The organism is Bradyrhizobium sp. SZCCHNS1022 (assembly GCF_032484835.1).
In the GTDB taxonomy this organism is placed as follows: domain Bacteria; phylum Pseudomonadota; class Alphaproteobacteria; order Rhizobiales; family Xanthobacteraceae; genus Bradyrhizobium.
The window spans coordinates 974,936-996,231 of sequence record NZ_JAUETT010000001.1; the positions used below are offsets into that span (position 1 = coordinate 974,936).

The 21,296-nt window shown below is 63.7% G+C and carries 18 protein-coding genes; 14 read left to right on the plus strand and 4 right to left on the minus strand.

The window, feature by feature from the left end:
* The first annotated feature begins 49 nt into the window (after positions 1–49).
* Positions 50–814: a DUF1223 domain-containing protein gene (locus QX071_RS04405; protein WP_315702092.1), complete on the plus strand. Its 765-nt coding sequence runs from the start codon at positions 50–52 to the stop codon at positions 812–814.
* A 654-nt stretch (positions 815–1,468) separates the two neighbouring features.
* The gene (locus QX071_RS04410) at positions 1,469–1,837 is read left to right on the plus strand and encodes a DUF2794 domain-containing protein (protein WP_315702091.1); all 369 of its coding nucleotides are present in this window, start codon (positions 1,469–1,471) and stop codon (positions 1,835–1,837) included.
* A gap of 62 nt (positions 1,838–1,899) precedes the next feature.
* Here QX071_RS04410 and QX071_RS04415 read toward each other — a convergent pair whose 3' ends face one another.
* The 4 genes from QX071_RS04415 to QX071_RS04430 all read right to left on the minus strand — a co-directional run bounded on the left by QX071_RS04415 (position 1,900) and on the right by QX071_RS04430 (position 6,997).
* Positions 1,900–2,520, minus strand: coding sequence for a GNAT family N-acetyltransferase (locus QX071_RS04415; protein ID WP_315702090.1), 621 nt, complete (start codon positions 2,518–2,520; stop codon positions 1,900–1,902).
* 122 nt (positions 2,521–2,642) lie between these two features.
* The gene (locus QX071_RS04420; protein ID WP_315702089.1) at positions 2,643–3,434 is read right to left on the minus strand and encodes a Bax inhibitor-1/YccA family protein; all 792 of its coding nucleotides are present in this window, start codon (positions 3,432–3,434) and stop codon (positions 2,643–2,645) included.
* Positions 3,435–3,692: 258 nt separating this feature from the next.
* The gene (locus QX071_RS04425; RefSeq protein ID WP_315702088.1) at positions 3,693–6,263 is read right to left on the minus strand and encodes an ABC transporter permease; all 2,571 of its coding nucleotides are present in this window, start codon (positions 6,261–6,263) and stop codon (positions 3,693–3,695) included.
* Entirely contained in the window at positions 6,260–6,997 is a 738-nt protein-coding gene (locus QX071_RS04430) for an ABC transporter ATP-binding protein (RefSeq protein ID WP_315702087.1), read from the minus strand. The genes QX071_RS04425 and QX071_RS04430 overlap by 4 nt, the downstream gene beginning before the upstream one ends.
* A gap of 55 nt (positions 6,998–7,052) precedes the next feature.
* Here QX071_RS04430 and QX071_RS04435 point away from each other — a divergent pair, with 55 nt between their 5' ends.
* From QX071_RS04435 to QX071_RS04490, 12 genes are all read left to right on the plus strand, one after another.
* The gene (locus QX071_RS04435; RefSeq protein ID WP_315703128.1) at positions 7,053–7,685 is read left to right on the plus strand and encodes an arylesterase; all 633 of its coding nucleotides are present in this window, start codon (positions 7,053–7,055) and stop codon (positions 7,683–7,685) included.
* A gap of 210 nt (positions 7,686–7,895) precedes the next feature.
* A complete protein-coding gene (gene thpR / locus QX071_RS04440) occupies positions 7,896–8,432 on the plus strand; it encodes an RNA 2',3'-cyclic phosphodiesterase (protein WP_315702086.1) in 537 nt (178 codons plus the stop codon).
* 144 nt (positions 8,433–8,576) lie between these two features.
* Positions 8,577–9,758: a cell division protein ZapE gene (zapE, locus tag QX071_RS04445; RefSeq protein ID WP_315702085.1), complete on the plus strand. Its 1,182-nt coding sequence runs from the start codon at positions 8,577–8,579 to the stop codon at positions 9,756–9,758.
* Positions 9,759–10,000: 242 nt separating this feature from the next.
* Positions 10,001–10,969 carry a malate dehydrogenase gene (gene mdh, locus QX071_RS04450; RefSeq protein WP_315702084.1) on the plus strand — a complete coding sequence of 323 codons (969 nt, stop codon included), beginning with the start codon at positions 10,001–10,003 and terminating at the stop codon, positions 10,967–10,969.
* A gap of 140 nt (positions 10,970–11,109) precedes the next feature.
* Positions 11,110–12,306, plus strand: coding sequence for an ADP-forming succinate--CoA ligase subunit beta (sucC, locus tag QX071_RS04455; protein ID WP_315702083.1), 1,197 nt, complete (start codon positions 11,110–11,112; stop codon positions 12,304–12,306).
* A gap of 5 nt (positions 12,307–12,311) precedes the next feature.
* Positions 12,312–12,788, plus strand: coding sequence for a DUF1579 family protein (locus QX071_RS04460; protein ID WP_315702082.1), 477 nt, complete (start codon positions 12,312–12,314; stop codon positions 12,786–12,788).
* A gap of 228 nt (positions 12,789–13,016) precedes the next feature.
* Positions 13,017–13,901: a succinate--CoA ligase subunit alpha gene (gene sucD / locus QX071_RS04465; RefSeq protein WP_315702081.1), complete on the plus strand. Its 885-nt coding sequence runs from the start codon at positions 13,017–13,019 to the stop codon at positions 13,899–13,901.
* Between the two features lie 137 nt (positions 13,902–14,038).
* Positions 14,039–16,996 (plus strand): 2-oxoglutarate dehydrogenase E1 component, encoded by a 2,958-nt coding sequence (locus QX071_RS04470; protein ID WP_315728059.1) that lies wholly within the window; start codon positions 14,039–14,041, stop codon positions 16,994–16,996.
* A 130-nt stretch (positions 16,997–17,126) separates the two neighbouring features.
* Positions 17,127–18,365 carry a 2-oxoglutarate dehydrogenase complex dihydrolipoyllysine-residue succinyltransferase gene (odhB, locus tag QX071_RS04475; protein ID WP_315702079.1) on the plus strand — a complete coding sequence of 413 codons (1,239 nt, stop codon included), beginning with the start codon at positions 17,127–17,129 and terminating at the stop codon, positions 18,363–18,365.
* Between the two features lie 65 nt (positions 18,366–18,430).
* Positions 18,431–19,177, plus strand: a complete 747-nt coding sequence (locus QX071_RS04480) for an SDR family oxidoreductase (RefSeq protein WP_315702078.1) — start codon at positions 18,431–18,433, stop codon at positions 19,175–19,177.
* Positions 19,178–19,227: 50 nt separating this feature from the next.
* Positions 19,228–20,631, plus strand: a complete 1,404-nt coding sequence (lpdA, locus tag QX071_RS04485; RefSeq protein ID WP_315728057.1) for a dihydrolipoyl dehydrogenase — start codon at positions 19,228–19,230, stop codon at positions 20,629–20,631.
* A gap of 124 nt (positions 20,632–20,755) precedes the next feature.
* Positions 20,756–21,286 (plus strand): hypothetical protein, encoded by a 531-nt coding sequence (locus QX071_RS04490; protein WP_315728055.1) that lies wholly within the window; start codon positions 20,756–20,758, stop codon positions 21,284–21,286.
* The last annotated feature ends 10 nt before the right edge of the window (positions 21,287–21,296 follow it).

The following is a 21,296-nucleotide window of genomic DNA, read 5'->3' on the forward strand; positions in this document are numbered from 1 at the left end:
ATTTCGGGACGGTGTCAACGCGGCAAGGTGTGACGGGTAGTATGCGACCATGGCAGGGATGATGGGTGGTAGGACGTCTTGGTGGTCGGGCGCGGCGCTCGGGGTCTGTGCGATCATCGCCGTCATTCGACCGGCCCAAGCCGATCCTCGCGCGGTAGTTGAGCTTTTCACATCCCAAGGTTGTTCGTCCTGTCCGCCGGCGGACAAGGTGCTTGGCGAGTTGGCGCAGGATCCCACCGTCATCGCCATGAGCATGCCGATCGATTATTGGGATTATCTCGGCTGGAAGGACACCTTGGCCGATTCCCGGTTCTCAGCCCGCCAGCGGGCCTATTCGCGCATGCGCGGCGACCGCGAGGTCTACACGCCGCAGGCCGTCATCAACGGCTCGGTTCACGTCATCGGTAGCGATCGCGAGGCGATCGAAGGCGCGATCGAAGACACGATGCGCGGCGGCGCCGTAATGTCGGTGCCGGTCAGCCTGGTCCTTCAGGGCGATGAGTTGACCGTGAGCGTCGCGGCCGCAAAGGAGCAGGCTGCGCACAAGCGCGGCGAGGTGTGGCTCTGCTCGATCTCCAAGGCTATCCCGATCTCGATCAGCCGTGGCGAGAACACCGGCCGCGAGTTGACCTATTACAACGTCGTTCGCAATCTCTTGAAGGTCGGCGATTGGAATGGGACGCCGGGACACTGGAATGTGCCTATCGACAAGATCGCCCATGAGGGCGTGGATGGCGCCGTCGTCTACGTGCAGGACGGGACGCGAGACCGTCCCGGCCCCATGCTCGGCGCCGCCTATACCGAACTTCACTGACGTTTGATCCGATCCCACGTCCGGATTTGCACGCACGCTGAGGCGTTGGCGCTTCTCGCGGTCGGCGTTGCGACTGTCGTCGGTCGGAAAATCGCGAGTTCGGGTTCCGCTCAGCAGGTCTGCGCAACCATCTTCGATTCGAGGCCGCGCTGAGATCAAGACTCTGCCGGAGCTCTTCGCACCCGCAGCTCGCAACCAGCTCGCCCCCGCTAGATGCGAAGGTCGGACGCGGAGTAGGAATACCCCCAAAAGCAAAAGGACCAACTTTCGTCGGTCCTTCAATGGCATCCTTCGATGTCGGGAGGAGTGAATAGGCCCGATCCTGACGACCCCGGGGGGCTGGGGGCTGAGGAATCCGGAACCGAAAGGACCGGGCCAACGCACACGCAACGTTATGTTTGGTTGGAGGGGCGGACGCTTGGCGGAAGTGGGGCGTCATTATGATTCCGCTAACGATCCCGTGACGGACCCGCATTGCGTGCAGGCTGCACGACACAGGGCGGATCTGGCTCGCCAAGAATCACCAAGAATCGCCGGCGATCATCATGAGTGGCCCAGGGTCGCTTTGAGCGCCTTCGCGAGTCTCCTCAAGAGTCCCTTGCGGTCGTTGAGGGACGGCGCGATCATGTCATGCAGATGACAGGAGGACGCTCAATGAACCTCGTACCGGAGGATGCCGACCCGAGCGAGAACCGCGCGGCGGCCCGCAACGTCGCCGCGGCGATCCCGAATCGGGTGACGTTCAACCGCCTCGAACTCAACCGCATCTTGAATCTGTATGGCCGCATGGTCGCCGACGGCGTGTGGCGGGACTATTCGATCGATTTTCTACGCGACCGCGCGGTCTTTTCAGTGTTCCGGCGCGCCTCGGAAGTTCCCCTCTACCGGATCGAGAAGGACCCGCGGCTCGCCCGCAAGCAGGGCATGTACAGCGTGATCTCGGCCACGGGGCTGATCCTGCGCCGCGGCCACGAACTTGAGCGGGTTCTCCTGGTCATCGATCGCAAGCCGGCGCTGGTGTGACCGCGTCGGCCGCCACGCCGAGGCCGCTGGCCCGCGCACGTTCCGGAATGAGGGGCGGATTTTCAGGTTGCCGGCAGCGTATCGGCGCCTTGGCCAAGCTGGCGCTGCATCATCACCGTGTCGAGCCAGCGTCCGAATTTCAGTCCGACGTTCGGATGTGTGCCGATCATCTGGAAGCCGCATCGGGTGTGCAGGCCGATCGAGGCGGCGTTGGCCGAGTCGCCGATCACCGCGATCATCTGGCGGAAGCCGCGGGCCTCGCATTCCGAGATCAGCTGCTGCATCAGCCGCAAGCCGATCCCGCGCCGATGGCTTGCAGGATCGAGATAGACTGAATTCTCGACCGTGAAGCGGTAGGCCGGGCGCGGCCGATAGGCCCCCGCATAGGCGTAGCCGGCGATACGGCCATCCTGCACCGCGACCAAATAAGGAAAGCCGCCGTCGGTCAACGCACGGAAGCGACGCGTCATCTCAGGCAGATCCGGCGGCTCCAGTTCGAAGGTCGCTGTGCCTTCGCGCACGGCCTGCGCATAGATCGCGGTAATGGCGGCAAGGTCGGCCTCGCTCGTCGGCCGGATTTCGAGTTCTGACATGGACCGGAACCATATCAGGGGCCGGCCCACGTTCAACCGCCTTCCAACATGGCAGGTCTTCCCGGCAAGTCTTCCCGCCAGTTCTTCCATGGGCAAGTGTTCGATGGGGCGGTCTTCGTGCCCTTGATGGGGGCGCAGAGAGCTGCCCGAGGTCCAACAAAAAAAGCCCCGGCCAGAAGCCGGGGCTTTGAACAGGTTGGCCTTCGCCGTTGTTAGTCGCGCTGGCCGAGCAGCTGCAGAAGCAGCGTGAACAGGTTGATGAAGTTCAGGTACAGCGACAGCGCGCCGGTGATCGCTGCGCGCTCAGCGACGTCGCCGCCGGCCGAGGCATAGCCGTAGATGTACTCGTTCTTCAGCCGCTGCGTATCCCAGGCGGTGAGGCCGGCGAACACGAACACGCCGATGATCGACACAAAGAACTGCAGCGCGGAGCTCGCCAGGAACAGGTTGACGAGGCTTGCGATCACGATGCCGATCAGGCCCATGAACAGGAACGAGCCGAACCCGGTCATGTCACGCTTGGTGGTGTAGCCGTAGAGGCTCAGCGCGCCGAAGGTCGCCGCGGTGATGAAGAACACCCGCACGATCGAGGTGTGGGTGTACACCAGGAAGATCGACGACAGCGAAACACCCATCAGCGCCGAGAACACCCAGAACAGGATCTGCGCGGTCGACGGTGCCAAGCGGTTGATGCCGGCCGAGATGGCGAACACCATCGCCAAGGGCGCGAGGATGAACAGCCACTTCAGCGGGCTCACGAACATCGCGTAGCCGAACTGGGTCAGGTAGGCGTTTCCGAAGCGGAAGACGCCGGCCGCCGGATCACCGGTCACGGCCGCCATGTAGACGCCGAGCGCGGCCAAGCCGGTGATGGCGAGGCCAATGCTCATGTAATTGTAGATGCGCAGCATATAGGCGCGCAGACCGGCATCGACGGTCGCGGCATCGGCGCGCCCGGCGACCCGGCCGAAGGGAGAAGCGTAATTGCGGTTTAGATCCGACATGGTCGAATTCCCGTTGTTTGTCCGGCGGTCCGTTTGTGGGCCCGTTCCGCCAGCTCTCGAAACCCTATCTCAGATGTCCCTCGCTCCCGACATTAAATTTCCGTCATCGGCAAATTTACGTCCGGGGGCGGACTCTGAACCCATCATTCAAGTGGGAAACTAGCATATTCGATGCAAGCTTCCACGCGCGGCCGAATGTCGCTCCGCACGTGTTTTTGGCCTTACATCGCGTTAACCGTGCGGCAGAGCGCCGCAATTTCATAAATTCCTCAGGACGGAGGCCGGTTTCTGGTTGAGCGCCAAAAGGGTGCCGACCAGCCCCAATCCGACGGTTACGACCAGGGCTGCCAAAACCACCCAGGCGGCGCTGCCGGCCTGCCAGACAAAACTCAAGGTCATCAGCCGTGTCACGATCAGCCAGGCTGCCACCGAACCGGCGATGACCCCGAATACTGCCGTGGCCAGGCCGATCAACAGATATTCCAACCCATAGGCGCCAAGCAGACGCAGCCGCGTCGCGCCCAGGGTCTTCAGGATCACCGCGTCGTAGACACGATGGCGATGGCCGGCAGCCAATGCACCGCCCAATACCAGAATTGCGGAGATCAATGTGACAGCGCTCGCGCCGCGGATCGCCAACGCCAGGTTGGACACCACCGCGCCGATCGTCTCCATCACTTCCCGCACCCGCACGCTGGTCACCATCGGAAAGGCATCCGCCACCTTCTTGATGACCTGCGCATCGTCGGTGACGTCGGCCCGCGCCTCGGTCAGGGTCGCCACATGGGTGTGTGGCGCGCCCTTGAAGGCGCCAGGCGAGAACACCAGGACGAAATTGATGCCGAGCCCCTGCCAGTCGATGTTGCGCATGTTGCCGATATGAGCGGTGATGTCCCGTCCCAGCACATTGACCACGATCTCGTCGCCGACCTTCAGCCCCATGCCGTCGGCGATCCGTTTCTCGATCGAGACCAGCGGTGGGCCATTGTATTCGGCGCCCCACCATTGGCCTTCGACCACTTTGGAGCCTTTCGGCACCTCGCCCGTATAGGTCAGGCCGCGGTCGCTCTGCAGCACCCATTCGGCGTCCGGCGAAGCTTTGATGTCTTCGGCGCGGACGCCGCGCGCGGAAACGATGCGCCCGCGCAGCATCGGCACCTCCTCGACTTTCGAGTTCGGGGCCAGCTGCTTGAGAAACGTGCCGAAGCGATCGGCTTCGGTCGAAGGGATATCGATGAAGAAGAACGAGGGCGCTTGCTCGGGCAGCTGCGCCAGGAATTGCCGGCGCAGGTTGCCGTCGATCTGAGTGATCGTCACCAGCACCGCCAGTCCAAGGCCGAGCGACAGCACCACCGATGGGGTCAGGGCACCGGGACGATAAATGTTGGTGATCGCGAGCCGGACCAGGGGCAACCGGCTGCGAGGCAGACGGCGGGCGGTCGCCATCACCAGCGCTGCGACGCCGCGCAGCAGCGCAAACACCAGAACCGAGGCCGCCACGAAGATCGCAGCGATCCGCTTGTCGTAGGCGAGCCCGATGACGACGGCGACCAGGAACGCCACCACTACGGCCATCAGCACCAGATAGCGCCAGCGCGGACGGTGAAATTCGGCGATCACCGCTTCACGAAACAGCGCCGCCACCGGCACGTCGTGGACGCGGCCGAGCGGCCACAGGCCGAACGCAAGCGCGGTGAGGAGACCGTAGACGAACGACAGCGCGAGCTCGTCCGGGTGCAGCGCCGGCACTACCGGTAACGGCAACAGCTTGCCTAGGAGGCCGACGATGACGAAGGGCAGTGCCGCGCCGGCGCAAAGTCCGATCACCGAGCCGATGCCGGCCAGTACGATCACCTGTGTGAGGTAAATGCCGAACACATCGCGGCTCGTTGCGCCGAGCGCCTTGAACGCTGCGATCACTTCGGTGCGCCGGTCGATGTGGCTCTTCACGGCATTGGCGACGCCGACGCCACCGACCAATAGCGCTGCCAGTCCGACCAGCGTCAGGAATTGGGTGAAACGGGTGATGTTGCGTTCGAGCTGCGGCGAGGCGTTGCTGCGGGAGCGGATCTCCCAGCCCGCGGAAGGCGAGGCCTCGCGCGCCGCGGCAATGAAGGCGGCGGTGGCATGATCGTCGGCCGCATTGTCGGGCAGGCGGACGCGATAGGTCCAGCGCACCAGGCTGCCGGGCTGCAGCAGCTGCGTGGCACGCAATGCCGCCTCGCTGATCAGAAAGCGCGGGCCGAGCCCGATGCCGCCGGATAGCTTGTCCGGCTCGGCCTCCAACGTGCTGCGGATCTGGAAACGGGCCTTGTCGATCGTGACGGTGTCGCCGACCTTGAGGTCGAGCCGGGCGAGCAGCGCGGGATCGGCGGCGGCCCCGAAAGCGCCGTCGCGCTCGCCGAGCAGATCCCCGAGCGGCATGGCCGGTTTCAGGTCAAGGTGGCCGAGCAGCGGATAGGCGCCGTCGACGGCCTTCGCTTCCACCAGCGCCAGCCGTCCGTCGGCCGCACGCACCATCGCCCGCAACGTCGCCGCCAGCGAGACTTCGCCATGCGTGCGCAGGAAGGCGACTTCCTCAAGCTTGGCCTCGCGCTGAAACAGCGAGAAGGCAACGTCGCCGCCGAGCAGGGTGCGGCCTTCTCGCGTCAGCCCGTCGCTGAGGCTGGCTGACACCGAGCCGACGCCCGCGATCGCCAGCACGCCGAGCGCGATGCAGGCGATGAAAACGTAGAAGCCGCGCAGGCCACCGCGCAGCTCGCGCAGCGCATAGCGGACGGACAGAGCGGTCGTCCGGCCGCCGCCGATCGGTTCGGATATCGTGCTCATGCGGTCCGGACTTGCGGCTTGCTGTGATCGCCTTCGACCCGCCCGGAGCGCAGCCGCACCACGCGGTCGCAGCGATGCGCCAGCGAGCTGTCATGGGTCACCAGCACCAGCGTCATGCCGCGTTCGGCATGCTTGGTGAACAGAAGGTCGACGATCTGCCTGCCGGTGGTTTCGTCCAGATTGCCGGTGGGCTCGTCGGCGACGAGGATCGCGGGATCCGGCGCCAGCGCGCGCGCCAACGCGACCCGCTGCTGCTCACCGCCGGAGAGCTGGGTCGGATAGTGGTGCAGGCGGTGACCGAGTCCGACCGATTCCAGCTCCTGTGCCGCCCGCCGCGCCGCGTCCATGTTTCCTGCCAATTCGAGCGGCACCGCGACATTCTCCAGCGCCGTCATCGTGGGAATGAGGTGGAACGACTGGAACACGATCCCGACCTGACGACCGCGGAACCGGGCCAGGCCATCCTCGTCGAGAGCATTGAAAGCGGTGCCATTGACCACCACCTCTCCGCTATCCGGACGTTCCAACCCCGCCATCACCATCAGCAGCGTGGATTTGCCCGATCCCGAGGGACCGATCAGGCCGATCGTTTCACCCTGACCGACCCGCAGGCTGATATCTTTCAGGATATGGACCCGCGCAGCACCGGTGCCGAGCGAGAGGTTGACGTTGGAGATGGAGATCGTGTCCGGCACAGAGCCGGCCAATTGTGAGGGTTCGATGAGGCTGTCCATGGCTCGGTCATATGGCACTTCCGCAAGCCGGGTCGAGAGTTTCGGGCGGATGGCCGTGCACATACTCGTGTTGATGCTCGGATTGATGACGGCAGGCCCGGCGCTCGCCGGGGCCGACGCCGCGAAGCCGATAAAGGTGGTGGTACTCGGGGATTCCTTGAGTGCAGGACTTGGCCTCGCCGGCAACGAGGCATTTCCGGCCAAGTTACAAAAATCCCTGCAGGACAATGGTATAGCTATCGACATGACGAATGCCGGCGTGTCCGGCGATACTGCGTCCGGTGGCCGTGACCGGCTCGATTGGTCGGTGCCCGACGGCACCGATGCCGTGATCGTCGAGCTCGGGGCCAACGACGCCCTCCGCGGCATCGATCCCGCAGTGACCCGCAAGGCCCTGACCGAGATCGTGACCCGGCTGAAGGCGCGAAAGATTGCGGTGATGTTATGCGGCATGCTCGCGCCGCCGAACTATGGCAGCGAATACGCGGCGAAGTTCAACGCGATCTATCCGGATCTCGCCAAGCAATTCGATGTGCCGCTCTATCCATTCTTTCTCGAAGGCGTTGCGGCTGACCCCAAGCTCAACCAGGCCGATGGGCTTCATCCCACCGCGGCTGGGGTCGACATCATCGTCGCGAAGATGCTGCCTACGGTAGAGGCATTCCTGCGCCCGCTTCGCGGACAATGAGCGGGCTACGAGCTTTGGAAGGCGCGCGTTAACCTGAGATAGAGCGAAACTCCAAGGTTTTCCGCAGGTTTTCGATCGGTTAACGCCCGTTGCTTCGCAGAGTCATATAAGTTCGGTACAAGTGTGTACTGGACGATTCGTCGATCAACTTTGGAGGCTTGATCCCGTTGTCTTGCGGGGGCAGCCTCAAGCATCGGGAGTCCTCAAACGATGCCGCGTCTGTTCACTGGACTGGAAATCCCGGCCGATATCGGCAGCACACTTTCCAGTTTGCGGGGTGGCCTTCCCGGCGCCCGCTGGGTCGATCCCGACAATTATCACGTGACCCTGCGTTTCATCGGCGACATCGACGGCGCCTCCGCCAATGAGATCGCTTCGTTGCTGTGGCGGGTCAACCGCAAGCCCTTCGAGGTCACGGTGCAGGGGCTCTCCAGCTTCGGCGGCCGCAAGCCACGTGCGGTGGTCGCCAATATCGCGCCAAGCCGGCCGCTGATCGAATTGCAGGCCGAGCTCGAGCGCATGATGCAACGGATCGGGCTCGATCCCGAGGGACGCAAGTTCGTCCCGCATGTGACGCTGGCGCGGCTGCATGATGCTTCCAGCCAGGACGTTGCCGATTACCTGTCGGTGCGCGGCTATTTCCCGAGCCGGGTGTTCCTGGCCGAGCGCTTCGTGCTGTTCTCTTCGCGCGCGTCGACCGGAGGCGGACCCTACGTCGTCGAGGATGCCTACCAGCTCTGCGCGTAAATTCGCCGAACCGCCGCCGATTGCTGGTGGAAACGGCAGGTTCTTTGCCTGCCGTATACCAAAGCCGGCGATGATGACCGCATAGCGGCCACGACCAAATGACGGCTTGCAATTTTAGCAAGCCTCATGACCTAGAGTGGGCTCATGTTGTCCACTCCGTCCGACGCGTTTCGCGCCCAGTACCAATCCCTCATCGATTCCGGCGCTATCGAGGCCGATCCCGCGCAGTCGGAGGTCGCCGATGCCTTGGCCGCGCTGGAGCGCCGGCTGTCGACCTACAAGCCCGCGCGCAAGCAGGGCCTTTTGGGCCGGCTGTTTTCCGAGAAGAGCGAGCCGCCGCGCGGCCTCTATGTCCACGGCGAAGTCGGTCGCGGCAAGACCATGCTGATGGACCTGTTCTTTCAGACCTGTCCGGTGACGCACAAGCGCCGCGCTCATTTCCACGAATTCATGGCCGACGTGCATGAGCGCATCTATGGCTATCGGCAGAACATTGCGCGCGGCGAGCTTGCCGATACCGACGTGATCGGGCTGACCGCAAACGCCATCTTCGACCAGGCATGGCTGCTTTGCTTTGACGAATTCCATGTCACCGACATCGCAGACGCGATGATCCTCGGGCGATTGTTCGCCAAGCTGTTCGAGCTCGGTACGGTCGTCGTCGCCACGTCGAACGTGGCGCCGGAGGATCTGTACAAAGGCGGGCTGAACCGGGCGCTTTTCCTGCCGTTCATCAAACAGATCGAAGACCATATGGAGGTGGCACGGCTCGATGCCCGCACCGACTTCCGGCTCGAGAAGCTAGCCGGCGTCAAGATGTGGCTGGTGCCTGCCGATATCGATGCGCGGGCCGCGCTTGACAAGGCTTGGGCGAAGCTGACCGGCAATGCCAGGTGCAGGCCGCGCGACATTGCGATCAAGGGGCGCACGCTTCACGTGCCGTGTTCGGCGCCGGGAGTCGCCCGCTTTTCCTTCGCCGAATTGTGTGAGAAGCCGCTGGCCGCATCCGACTATCTACGGCTCGCGCACGACTATCACACCATCTTGGTCGACCATATTCCAGTGATGGATTACCCTGAGCGTAACGCTGCGAAGCGGTTTGTGACGCTGATCGATGCGCTCTACGACAATGCCGTGAAGCTGATCGCCTCCGCCGAAGCCAACCCGGTGTCGCTCTATCTCGCGAACGAGGGGATCGAGGCGATGGAGTTCAAGCGCACCGCGTCGCGGCTGATCGAGATGGGTTCGGAATCCTATCTCGCCTTGCCCCACGGCCGAAAGGACTCGACCGCCAGCGGCACGTCGACCGGCCTGGTCGAAACCTGACAGAGCGGCGGTGTCGGAGTGCAATGGGCGGGCAAAGCCTGCCATCGAACACACGGCCGTGAAAACGCCATGCCGGTGCGGCCAATGACGATCCCTGCCGGCTTTTTCAGGGGCTGATCGAAATGAAGGCAGCCCCTCGAATTGGCCATTAGCCTGACTTGAATGGCCTCGGCGAAAGGGATAACCAGCCACCCAGGCTTTTCCACCTCCCTCCACCCGTTCGGGTTCAAAGGACATTTCTCATGGCGCGCGACAAGATTGCTTTGATTGGCTCCGGTCAGATCGGCGGAACGCTGGCTCACCTCATTGGCCTGAAAGAGCTTGGCGACGTCGTTATGTTCGACATTGCGGAAGGCGTGCCGCAGGGCAAGGCGCTCGACATCGCTCAGTCCTCGCCGGTCGATGGCTTCGATGCCCACTACAGCGGCGCCAATTCCTATGAGGCGTTGGACAACGCGAAGGTCTGCATCGTCACCGCGGGCGTGCCGCGCAAGCCCGGTATGAGCCGCGACGATCTGCTCTCGATCAATCTGAAGGTGATGGAGCAGGTCGGCGCCGGCATTAAGAAATACGCGCCCGACGCCTTCGTCATCTGCATCACCAACCCGCTCGACGCGATGGTCTGGGCGCTGCAGAAGGCCTCCGGCCTGCCGGCCAAAAAGGTGGTCGGCATGGCGGGCGTGCTCGACTCCGCGCGCTTCCGCTATTTCCTGGCCGACGAGTTCAACGTCTCGGTCGAGGACGTCACGGCTTTCGTGCTCGGCGGCCATGGCGATACCATGGTGCCGCTGACCAAGTACTCGACCGTGGCCGGCATTCCGCTGCCCGACCTCGTCAAGATGGGGTGGACCTCGCAGGCCCGTATCGACGAGATCGTCGACCGCACCCGCAACGGCGGCGCCGAGATCGTCAACCTGCTGAAAACCGGCTCGGCCTATTACGCGCCGGCGGCCTCAGCGATCGCGATGGCTGAGAGCTACCTGCGCGACAAGAAGCGCGTCCTGCCCTGCGCCGCCTACCTCAACGGCGAGTTCGGCGTGAAAGACATGTATGTCGGCGTTCCCGTCGTGATCGGCTCCAAGGGTGTCGAGCGCGTCGTCGAGATCGAACTCGCCGGCAAGGATCGCGAGGCGTTCGACAAGTCGGTTGCTGCGGTGCAAGGTCTGGTCGACGCCTGCCGGAAGATCGCGCCTGAACTGTTGGGCAAGTAAGCTTGGGCAAGTTTGCGTGACTGCGGGCGGTCTCCTCCGCCCGCAATCATGGGGTTGTCCGACGTTTGGTATATGGTATACCAGACCGTAGAGTTGGAACGTTGCAATTCACCCCAGGCGGGGTCGGGGAGCATGCTCGTATGAACATTCACGAATACCAGGCCAAGGCGCTGCTGCATCAATTCGGTGTGCCGATCTCGAAGGGTGTGCCGGTGTTGCGGCCGGAGGATTCGGATGCCGCAGCCAAGACGCTGGGTGGTCCGATCTGGGTGGTGAAGAGCCAGATCCATGCCGGCGGGCGCGGCAAGGGCAAGTTCAAGGAGGCCTCGGCCGGTGACAAGGGCGGCGTCCGCCTCGCCAAGTCGGTCGAAGAGGTGAATACGTTCGCCAAGCAGATGCTCGGCGCGACCCTGGTCACCGTGCAGACCGGCCCGCAGGGCAAGCAGGTCAACCGCCTCTACATCGAGGAAGGCTCCGACATCGATAAGGAGTTCTACCTCTCGATCCTGGTCGATCGCGAGACCTCGCGGGTCGCCTTCGTCGTGTCCACCGAAGGTGGCGTCAACATCGAGGACGTCGCTCATGAAAGCCCCGAGAAGATCGTCACCTTCTCGGTCGATCCGGCCACCGGCGTCATGCCGCATCACGGCCGCGCCGTGGCCAAGGCGCTGAAATTGTCGGGTGATCTCGCCAAACAGGCCGAGAAGCTGACGATCCAGCTCTACAACGCCTTCGTCGCCAAGGACATGGCGATGCTCGAGATCAATCCGCTGGTCGTCACCAAGCAGGGCCAGCTGCGCGTGCTCGACGCCAAGGTCTCGTTCGACTCCAACTCGCTGTTCCGGCATCCTGACGTCGTCGAACTGCGCGATGAGACCGAGGAGGACGCCAAGGAGATCGAGGCGTCGAAGTACGATCTGAACTACGTCGCGCTCGACGGCACCATCGGCTGCATGGTCAACGGCGCGGGCCTTGCCATGGCGACGATGGACATCATCAAGCTATACGGCATGGAGCCGGCCAACTTCCTCGACGTCGGCGGCGGCGCCAACAAGGAGAAGGTCACCGCGGCCTTCAAGATCATCACCGCGGACCCCAACGTGAAGGGCATCCTGATCAACATCTTTGGCGGCATCATGAAGTGCGACGTCATTGCCGAGGGCGTGGTCGCTGCGGTCAAGGAAGTCGGTCTCAAGGTGCCGCTGGTCGTGCGGCTCGAAGGCACCAATGTCGAATTGGGCAAGAAGATCATCAGCGAGTCCGGCCTGAATGTGCTGCCGGCCGACAATCTCGATGACGCCGCGCAGAAGATCGTCAAGGCGGTGAAGGGAGCCTGAGTCCGATGGCGGACCGTCTCGCCGCACCAATGCCGACGGAGGAGCACCGCAGGCTTGCGGTGTTCGCCGGCGAGTGGCGCGGCGAAGAGACGGTCTACCCGTCACGGTGGGTCGAGGGCGGCGAGGCGACCTCGCAGGTCTCGGCCCGCATGGACCTCAACGGCTTCTATCTGATCCAAGACACCAGGCAGACTCGCGGGGCCGCGGAAAGCTTCGCGACCCACGCGGTCTTCACCTATGACCGCGAGGATCGGCTCTACAAGCTGTTCTGGCACGATTCACTCGGCTATTTCGCGCCGTCGCCGGCGTCAGGCAGCTGGAGCGGAAACGCGCTGGTGCTGGTCCGCGGCTCGCTGCGTGGCAACGCGCGTCACGTCTACGAAGTAATCGACGACGACAGCTATACCGCGAGGATCCAGTTCTCGCCGGATGCCGAGGGCTGGTCCGACGTGATGACTGGCATCTATCGGCGGAGCGCCTGATGCCGATCTCGACCGAAGATTGGGCCTGATATGGATCAGTCGTCCTGGATGCTCGTGATGAGCTGGGTCCCCTTCGTCGTCCTGATGACAGCGTGGCTGCTGATCCGGCGGCCTTGCATGCGATGGGTCGTGGCCCGGTTCGGTCCGGCCGGCGATGGCAACAAATCGAAGTCCTAAGCATCAAAGTTCCCAAGCAATTCAAGGTTCAACCGAAAAGCAGGTCCACGCATGTCCATCCTGATCGACAAGAACACCAAGGTCATCTGCCAAGGCTTCACCGGCAAGAACGGCACATTCCACTCGGAGGCCGCGGTCGCCTACGGCACCAAGATGGTCGGCGGCACCTCGCCGGGCAAAGGCGGCTCGACCCATCTGGGCCTGCCGGTGTTCGACACCGTGCGCGAAGCGCGCGATGCGACAGGCGCCGACGCGTCGGTGATCTACGTTCCGCCGCCGGGTGCAGCCGACGCCATCTGTGAGGCGATCGATGCAGAGATCCCGCTGATCGTGTGCATCACCGAGGGCATCCCGGTGCTCGACATGGTGCGGGTCAAGCGTTCGCTGCAGGGCTCGAAGTCGCGGCTGATCGGGCCGAACTGCCCGGGCGTCATGACCGCCGGCGAGTGCAAGATCGGCATCATGCCGGCCAACATCTTCCGCCCCGGCTCGGTCGGCATCGTCTCCCGTTCGGGTACGCTGACCTATGAAGCCGTGTTCCAGACCAGCCAGGAAGGCCTCGGCCAGACCACGGCAGTCGGCATCGGCGGCGACCCGGTCAAGGGTACCGAGTTCATCGACATGCTGGAAATGTTCCTGGCGGACCCCAAGACGGAGTCGATCATCATGATCGGCGAGATCGGCGGCTCGGCGGAAGAGGACGCCGCGCAGTTCATCAAGGACGAAGCCAAGCGCGGCCGCAAGAAGCCGATGGTCGGCTTCATCGCCGGCGTCACGGCCCCTCCCGGCCGCCGCATGGGCCATGCCGGTGCGATCATCTCCGGCGGCAAGGGCGATGCCGGCTCGAAGACCGCAGCGATGGAAGCGGCCGGTATCACCGTGTCGCCATCGCCCGCCCGTCTCGGCAAAACGCTTGTCGAAAAATTGAAATCCTAATTCAGTGCTTTGTTCTTTTCGGCGCGAATATTTACAATAAATAAGGTAAACGGTCCTAACCGAGCCTGATCCGCGCTAGCGGGTCAGGCTTTGCGCCGCTTTTTGATTGGCGCAGCGAAATTCACCAGGACGACACCATGTCTCGCCAAGATGCGAACGCAGCTTTTGCTCTGTCATCTTTTCTGCAGGGCACCAACGCCACCTACATCGACGAAATCTATGCCCGTTATGAGAAAGACCCCGCCTCGGTCGATGCCGACTGGCAGGCGTTTTTCAAAAGCCTGAAGGATACCCCCACCGACGTCATCAAGAATGCAGAGGGTCCGTCCTGGGAGCGCGCCAACTGGCCGGTTGCTCCGCGGGATGATTTGACCTCGGCGCTCGATGGCAACTGGGCGGAGGTCGAAAAAGCGGTCGGGACCAAGGTCGCAGCGAAGGCGCAGGCCAAGGGCGTCGAACTTTCGGCTGCGGACATCAATCAGGCGACCCGGGACTCGGTGCGGGCATTGATGCTGATCCGCGCCTACCGCATGCGGGGCCATTTCCACGCCAAGCTCGACCCGCTCGGTATCGAGGCACCGCGCAACCGCGAGGAGCTCGATCCACGCTCTTATGGCTTTGCGGAAGCCGACTTCGACCGCAAGATCTTCCTCGATCACGTGCTCGGGCTTGAATACGGCTCGCTGCGCGAGATCGTCGCCATCTGCGAGCGCACCTATTGCCAGACGCTCGGCGTCGAGTTCATGCATATCAGCAATGCGGCGCAGAAGGCCTGGATCCAGGAGCGCATCGAGGGTCCCGACAAGGAGATTTCCTTCACCCGCGAAGGCCGGCGCGCCATCCTGATGAAGCTGGTCGAGGCCGAAGGCTTCGAAAAGTTCTGCGACGTCAAGTTCACGGGCACCAAGCGCTTCGGTCTGGACGGCGGCGAGGCGCTGATCCCGGCGCTGGAGCAGATCATCAAGCGCGGCGGCAATCTCGGCATCAAAGAGGTCGTGGTCGGCATGCCGCATCGCGGCCGGCTCAACGTGCTGACCCAGGTGATGGGCAAGCCGCACCGCGCGCTGTTTCACGAGTTCAAGGGCGGCTCGGCCAATCCGGACGCGGTCGAAGGCTCCGGCGACGTCAAGTACCACCTCGGCGCGTCGTCCGATCGCGAGTTCGACGGCAACCGCATCCATCTGTCGCTGACCGCCAATCCGTCGCATCTGGAGATCGTCGATCCTGTCGTGCTCGGCAAGGTCCGCGCCAAGCAGGATCAGCACGGCGATCCGCCGGACATGCGCATCTCCGTCCTGCCGCTGCTGATGCATGGCGACGCGGCCTTCGCCGGCCAGGGTGTGGTCGCCGAGTGCTTCGCGCTGTCCGACCTGAAGGGCTACCGCACCGGCGGCTCGCTGCACTTCATCGTCAACAACCAGATCGGCTTCACCACCTATCCGCGCTATTCGCGCTCGTCGCCCTATCCGTCGGATGTGGCGAAGATGATCGATGCGCCGATCTTCCACGTGAACGGCGACGATCCGGAAGCTGTGGTGTTCGCGGCCAAGGTCGCAACCGAGTTCCGGCAGAAATTCCACAAGCCCGTCGTGATCGACATGTTCTGCTATCGCAGGCATGGTCACAACGAGGGCGACGAGCCGGCTTTCACCCAGCCGGTGATGTACAAGAAGATCGGCGCCCATCCGAGCACGCTGGAGATCTACTCCAAGCGCCTCGTCGCCGAAGGCGTGATGACCGAGGGCGAGATCGAGAAGGCCAAGGCCGATTGGCGCGCCCGGCTTGATGCCGAGTTCGAGGCCGGTGCCAGCTATCGTCCGAACAAGGCCGACTGGCTCGACGGCAAGTGGGCCGGGCTGAAGTCGGCGGACCAGGAAGAAGAAGCCCGGCGCGGCGTCACCGGCGTCGAAATGGACAGGCTGAAGGAGATCGGCCGCAAGATCACCAAGGTGCCGGACGGTTTTCGCGTCCACCGCACGATCCAACGCTTCCTCGAGAATCGCGCCAAGGCGATCGACAGCGGCGTCGGGCTCGACTGGGCGACCGGCGAGGCGCTGGCGTTCTGCACGCTGCTCCTGGAAGGCCACAAGGTCCGCCTTTCGGGACAGGATTGCGAGCGCGGCACCTTCTCGCAGCGCCATTCCGTTCTGATCGACCAGGAAGACGAGAGCCGCTACACCCCGTTCAACCATCTGGCGCCGGAACAGGAGCATTTCGAGGTCATCAACTCGCTCCTGTCCGAAGAAGCGGTGCTGGGCTTCGAATACGGCTACTCGCTCGCCGAGCCGAATGCGCTCGCGTGCTGGGAGGCGCAGTTCGGCGACTTCGCCAACGGCGCCCAGGTGGTGTTCGACCAATTCATTTCTTCGGGTGAGCGCAAGTGGCTGCGCATGTCGGGCTTGGTCTGCATGCTGCCGCATGGCTATGAGGGCCAGGGACCGGAGCACTCCTCCGCGCGTCTGGAGCGCTATCTGCAGATGTGCGCCGAGGACAACATGCAGGTGGTCTATCCGACCACGCCGGCGAACTACTTCCACGTCCTGCGTCGCCAGCTGCATCGCGAAATCCGCAAACCCTTGATCCTGATGACGCCGAAGTCGCTGCTGCGCCACAAGCGCGCTGTGTCGCGGCTCGACGAACTCGCCAAGGGCACGACGTTCCACCGCATCCTGTACGATGACGCCCAGATGCAGCCGGACGAGAAGACCAAGCTGGTCCCGGACGATCGGATCCGCCGCATCGTGCTGTGCTCCGGCAAGGTCTATTACGACCTCTACGAGGAGCGCGAGAAGCGTGGTCTCGACGACGTCTACCTGATGCGCATCGAGCAGCTCTATCCGGTGCCGCTGAAGGCGCTGGTCGCCGAGCTGTCGCGCTTCAAGAACGCGGAAGTCGTCTGGTGTCAGGAAGAGCCGCGCAACATGGGTGCCTGGCACTTCATCGAGCCCTATCTGGAGTGGGTGCTGAACCAGGCCGGTGGCAAGAGCAAGCGTCCGCGTTATGCCGGTCGCGCTGCGTCGGCTGCGACCGCCACCGGGTTGATGTCGAAGCATCTCGCCCAGCTCAAGGCGCTGCTTGACGACGCGCTCAACTGATCCATTCCTCGTGGCCCGCGCAGGCGGGCCACTCAGTACGCGTAGCACCATCTGTTCGTACTGGATCGCCCGCGCCCGCGAGCGATGACACTCTTGTTTATGACCGCACGGGGTTATTGAGGACAAAACCATGACTGAAATTCGCGTTCCGACGCTCGGTGAATCCGTCACCGAGGCTACCATCGGCCGCTGGTTCAAGAAGGCTGGAGACGCCGTGGCGGTGGACGAGCCGCTCGTCGAGCTCGAGACCGATAAGGTCACCATCGAGGTGCCCTCGCCCACGGCAGGAACGCTCGGCGAGATCGTGGCCAAGGACGGCGAGACGGTCGCCGTCGGTGCACTGCTCGGACAGATCAATGACGGCGCCGTCGCCGCCAAGCCCGCCGCAGCCCCGGCCAAGCCGGTCGCGTCGGCGGCCCCGCCGGCTGCGACAGCGACTGCACCGGCTGCCAAGGCTCCGCCGGCGGATGCGCCGCTGGCGCCGTCGGTGCGCAAGCTTTCCGCCGAGAGCGGCATCGATGCCACCACGGTGCCGGGCTCCGGCAAGGATGGTCGCGTCACCAAGGGCGATATGCTGGCGGCGATCGAGCGGGCGGCGTCGGCACCGACCCCCGTCAATCAGCCCGCCGCGGCCGTCCAGGTTCGTGCGCCGTCGCCGGCTGACGATGCCGCGCGCGAAGAGCGCGTGAAGATGACGCGCCTGCGCCAGACCATCGCGCGCCGCCTCAAGGACGTGCAGAACACCGCGGCGATGCTCACGACCTTCAATGAGGTCGACATGAGCCACGTGATGGCGCTGCGCGCGCAGTACAAGGACGTGTTCGAGAAGAAGCACGGCGCCAAGCTCGGCTTCATGGGCTTCTTCACCAAGGCCGTGGTGCAGGCGCTCAAGGACATCCCGGCGGTCAACGCCGAGATCGACGGCAGTGACCTGATCTACAAGAACTACTATCACATCGGCGTCGCCGTCGGCACCGACAAGGGCTTGGTGGTGCCTGTCGTGCGCGATTGCGACGGCAAGTCGATCGCCGACATCGAGAAGTCGATCGCAGATTTCGGCCGCCGCGCCCGCGATGGCCAGCTCAAGATCGACGAGATGCAGGGCGGCACCTTCACGATCACCAATGGCGGCATCTACGGCTCGTTGATGTCGACGCCGATCCTGAACGCGCCGCAGTCGGGCATTCTCGGCATGCACAAGATCCAGGAGCGGCCGATGGTGGTCGGCGGCAAGATCGAGGTGCGGCCGATGATGTATCTGGCGCTGTCCTACGATCACCGGGTGATCGACGGCAAGGAGGCGGTGACCTTCCTGGTGCGCGTCAAGGAGAGCCTGGAGGATCCGGCACGACTGGTGCTGGATCTCTGAGACCTCATCGTCCGGTTCATATGAGGCGCGCCAAGAGCGCGCCTCATAGCTTAACGGGGGCTACCATGAGCGACAGGGTTGCAGTCATCACCGGCGGCAGTCGCGGCATCGGCCGCGCCACGGCACTCGCGGTCGCCGCACGCGGTTTCAAGGTCGTGATCGGCTATGCCAGCAACGAGGCCGCGGCCAAAAGCGTCGTTGCGGCGATCGAGGCGAAGGGCGGCAAGGCCATCGCGGTCAAATGCGACGTCGGTCATGAGCGCGACATCCTTGCTCTGTTCAAGGCGGCGGACGCGTTCGGTACGCTGGGAGCGCTCATCAACAATGCCGGTATCGTCGGCCCGACCTCGCGCGTCGACGAGATGAGCGCCGAACGCATCGAGCGGCTGATGGCGGTCAACGTCACCGGCAGCATCCTCTGCGCGCGCGAGGCGGTGAAGCGGATGTCGACCCGCCATGGCGGCAAGGGCGGTGTGATCATCAACCTGTCTTCCGTCGCCGCCAAGCTCGGCTCGCCTAATACCTATGTCGATTATGCCGCCTCCAAGGGCGCGATCGATTCTTTTACGGTCGGCCTCGGTCATGAGGTCGCGGGCGAGGGCATCCGCGTCGCAGCCATTCGTCCCGGCCTGATCGATACCGAAATTCATGCATCCGGCGGCGAACCGGATCGTGCGCATCGTCTTGCTCCGATGGTGCCGATGAAGCGCGTCGGCACTGCCGAGGAAATCGCCAACGCCATCGTCTGGCTGGTGTCGGACGAGGCCTCCTACGTCACCTCAGCCATCCTCGACGTGTCCGGCGGCCGCTGACGCTCGCTCTCCAACTCATCCCACGAACTAATCCCACGGAAAATTCGATTATGGCCACTTACGATCTCATTGTCATCGGCACCGGACCCGGAGGTTACGTCTGCGCGATCCGCGCGGCGCAGCTCGGCATGAAGGTGGCGGTGGTTGAGAAAAACGCGACGCTCGGCGGCACCTGTCTCAACGTCGGCTGCATGCCCTCGAAGGCGCTGTTGCATGCCTCCGAGATGTTCGAAGAGGCCGGGCATTCCTTTGCAAAGATGGGCGTCAGCGTCCCGGCGCCGAAGCTCGATCTGCCGTCGATGATGAATTTCAAGCAGCAGGGCATCGACGGCAACGTCAAGGGCGTCGAGTTCCTGATGAAGAAGAACAAGATCGACGTGCTCCACGGCAAGGGCAAGATCTTGGGCTCCGGCAAGGTTCAGGTGACGGGCCAGGATGGTGCCAGCCAGACGGTCGAGACCAAGAACATCGTGATCGCGACCGGTTCCGACGTCGCGCGCCTGAAGGGGATCGAGATCGACGAGAAGCGCATCGTCTCATCGACCGGCGCGCTGTCGCTGGAGAAGGTGCCTTCGAGCCTGCTCGTGGTCGGCGCCGGCGTGATCGGCCTCGAGCTCGGTTCGGTGTGGCGCCGCCTCGGCGCGCAAGTCACCGTGGTCGAATTCCTGGACCGTATTCTCCCGGGAATGGATGGTGAGATCGCCAAACAGTTCCAGCGCATCCTCGAGAAGCAGGGCTTCGCGTTCAAGCTCGGCGCCAAGGTCACGGGCGTGAACACCGCGGGTGCGAAGCTTGCCGCGACCATCGAGCCGGCCGCCGGCGGCAGCGCCGAGACGCTGGAAGCTGACGTCGTGCTGATCGCGATCGGCCGCGTTCCTTACACGGAAGGACTGGGCCTGCAGGAAGCCGGCGTCACGCTCGACAATCGCGGCCGGGTGCAGACCGATCATCACTTCGCGACCAATGTGCCGGGCATCTATGCGATCGGCGACGTCGTCGCCGGCCCCATGCTCGCGCACAAGGCTGAAGACGAAGGCGTCGCGGTCGCCGAGATTCTCGCGGGCCAGGCCGGACACGTGAACTACGACGTGATTCCCGGCGTGGTGTACACGACGCCGGAAGTCTCTGCCGTCGGCAAGACCGAGGACGAGCTGAAGCAGGCCGGCGTCGCTTATACCGTCGGAAAGTTTCCGTTCACCGCGAATGGCCGCTCGAAGGTCAACCAGACCACCGACGGGTTCGTCAAAATTCTGGCGGATGCGAAGACCGATCGCGTGCTCGGCGTGCATATCATCGGCCGTGAGGCCGGCGAATTGATCCACGAAGCTGCCGTATTGATGGAGTTCGGTGGCTCGGCGGAGGATCTGGCGCGCACCTGTCACGCGCATCCGACGCGGTCGGAAGCCATCAAGGAGGCGGCGCTTGCGGTCGGCAAGCGTGCCATCCATATGTGATCGAGGCCCTGAGGCATGATTGCACGACCATGAGTCGCGCGATCATGCTGCCAGCAGGTAACGCGCAGTGCTGCGTCATTTGGCCGTATTGCGCTTGCCTGTTGCGGGGCTGAGATGGAGTTTCATGCTGCGCCGCCTGCTTCAGCCGTTCTGGGTCCTGCTTGCGATCATCTTCCTGATCGAAGCTTGGCTGTGGGACCACCTCGAGCCGATCGTGGCGCGCGTGGTCGCTCTCATTCCGCTCCGCGCCCTCAAGCAATGGCTCGCAGAGCGAGTCGATAGCCTGTCGCCGGCGATGAGCTTGATCGTCTTCATCGTGCCGGTCATTCCGCTCTTTCCGCTCAAGCTGGCCGGCATGTGGCTCCTGATGCACCAGCACTGGACCAGCGCCGTCTTCACGATCCTGTTCGCGAAGTTCCTGGGCGTCGGCATCACCGCTTTCGTGTTCGACGTGACGCGCAACAAGCTGTTGCAGATGGCCTGGTTCGAATGGCTCTATGAAGCGGTCCTGGCGCTCCGTGCCAAGGCGGCCGCGCTCGTCAATCCGATCAAGGCGCGGATCGTCGAGATCATCCGAGGACACCGCGACGGCTGGTCGTCCCGCGTACTGCGGCTGATCATGCGCTTCCGCAAGAGCGTGCAGCAGGCGCGCTGACCTGCCGCCG